This window comes from Novosphingobium clariflavum (assembly GCF_026420865.1).
In the GTDB taxonomy this organism is placed as follows: domain Bacteria; phylum Pseudomonadota; class Alphaproteobacteria; order Sphingomonadales; family Sphingomonadaceae; genus Novosphingobium; species Novosphingobium clariflavum.
Map to the genome: position 1 here is coordinate 1 of NZ_JAPCWC010000083.1, position 1,321 is coordinate 1,321.

General features: G+C 62.1%; 1 protein-coding gene and 1 other annotated feature. The gene reads right to left on the reverse strand.

What is annotated here, in order from left to right; genetic code table 11:
* Positions 1–39: 39 nt before the first annotated feature.
* Positions 40–1,268, reverse strand: a protein-coding gene (locus OKA11_RS24325; RefSeq protein WP_407673531.1) for an IS3 family transposase whose coding sequence is annotated in 2 segments (ribosomal slippage) — positions 40–980 and positions 980–1,268 — 1,230 coding nt in all. Because the reading frame shifts where the segments join, the coding sequence is not laid out codon by codon here.
* Positions 873–987 (reverse strand) — a sequence feature (AL1L pseudoknot). It overlaps the preceding gene by 115 nt.
* Positions 1,269–1,321: the final 53 nt, after the last annotated feature.

Consider the following 1,321-nt stretch of genomic DNA (forward strand, 5'->3'; position numbering starts at 1 on the left):
TGAACCACCCCGGCTTTCCCGGAGGCATTTTGAATTGAGTCATGCAACCATATCGAGGGTCTCTCTGGCTGCATAGTAGTTTGCCTCGGCCTCGGCGGGCGGGATGTAGCCGATGGGGCCGAAAAGGCGTTGATTGTTGTACCAGTCGACCCAACGCAGGGTAGCCATTTCCACGGCCGATGCGCTGGGCCATGACCGCTGCCGCCAGATGACCTCAGTTTTGTAGAGGCCATTGATCGTCTCGGCCAAAGCATTGTCGTAGCTGTCGCCGACGCTGCCGACCGATGGCACGAGGTTGGCTTCGGCCAGGCGCTGGGTGTAGTTCATGGCGAGATATTGAACACCCCTGTCGCTATGGTGGATCAGGCCATCTTCCGGCCCTGGCCTGCGGGCATGTATCGCCTGTTCCAAGGCGTCCAGCACGAAGCCGGCGGTAGCCGACGTGCTGACCTTCCAGCCCACGATCCGGCGGGCATAGGCGTCGATCACGAAAGCTACATAAACGAAGCCGGCCCAGGTGTGGACGTATGTAAAATCGACCACCCACAATGCGTTGGGACGTTCAACGCGGAACTCGCGATTGACTTTATCCAATGGGCACGGGGCTTTCGGATTGCTGACCGTGGTGATCGTCGTCTTGCCACGCCGAACGCCCGCCAGCCCCATGGCCGCCATCAGGCGCTCCACGGTGCACCGGGCGACAGCCACGCCATCGCGCAGCAACTGGTGCCAGACTTTGCGCGCTCCATAGAGCCCGGAACTGGCCTCGTGGACGCGCTTGATCTGCGCCTTGATCTCGTCATCACGACGGGCACGCGCGGGGCGCCTGCCAGGATCGGCCAGGCGACGTGCATGTTCATGGTAGGAGGACGGGGCGATCGCCAACTCATGGCAGATCGGCTCGATACCCAGATCCTCACGATGGGCGTCGATGAACGACATCATCATTTCTCGCGGCGGTCGAGCTCCGCCATCGCAAAATACGCTGATGCCTTGCGCAGGATCTCGTTGGCGCGCCGCAGTTCCTTGACCTCGCGCTCCAGCAATTTGAGCCGGGCCTGATCATCGGCGGCCAGCGCCGCTGGTGCCGTTCGTCGGCTTGCCTCCTCACGGCACCAGCGGCGCAGCGTCTCGGCCGTGCAGCCAATCTTGCTGGCGATCGAGGTCATCGCCTCCCACTCCGAGCCGTAATCGGCGCGATGCTCGCCAACCATGCGCACCGCGCGTTCGCGGACTTCAGGAGAAAACTTGTTCCGGGTCTTGCTCATAAAGAAAGCTCCTTCCCACAAATTGGAGCCTCCGGGAAAGCCGGGGCGGTTCA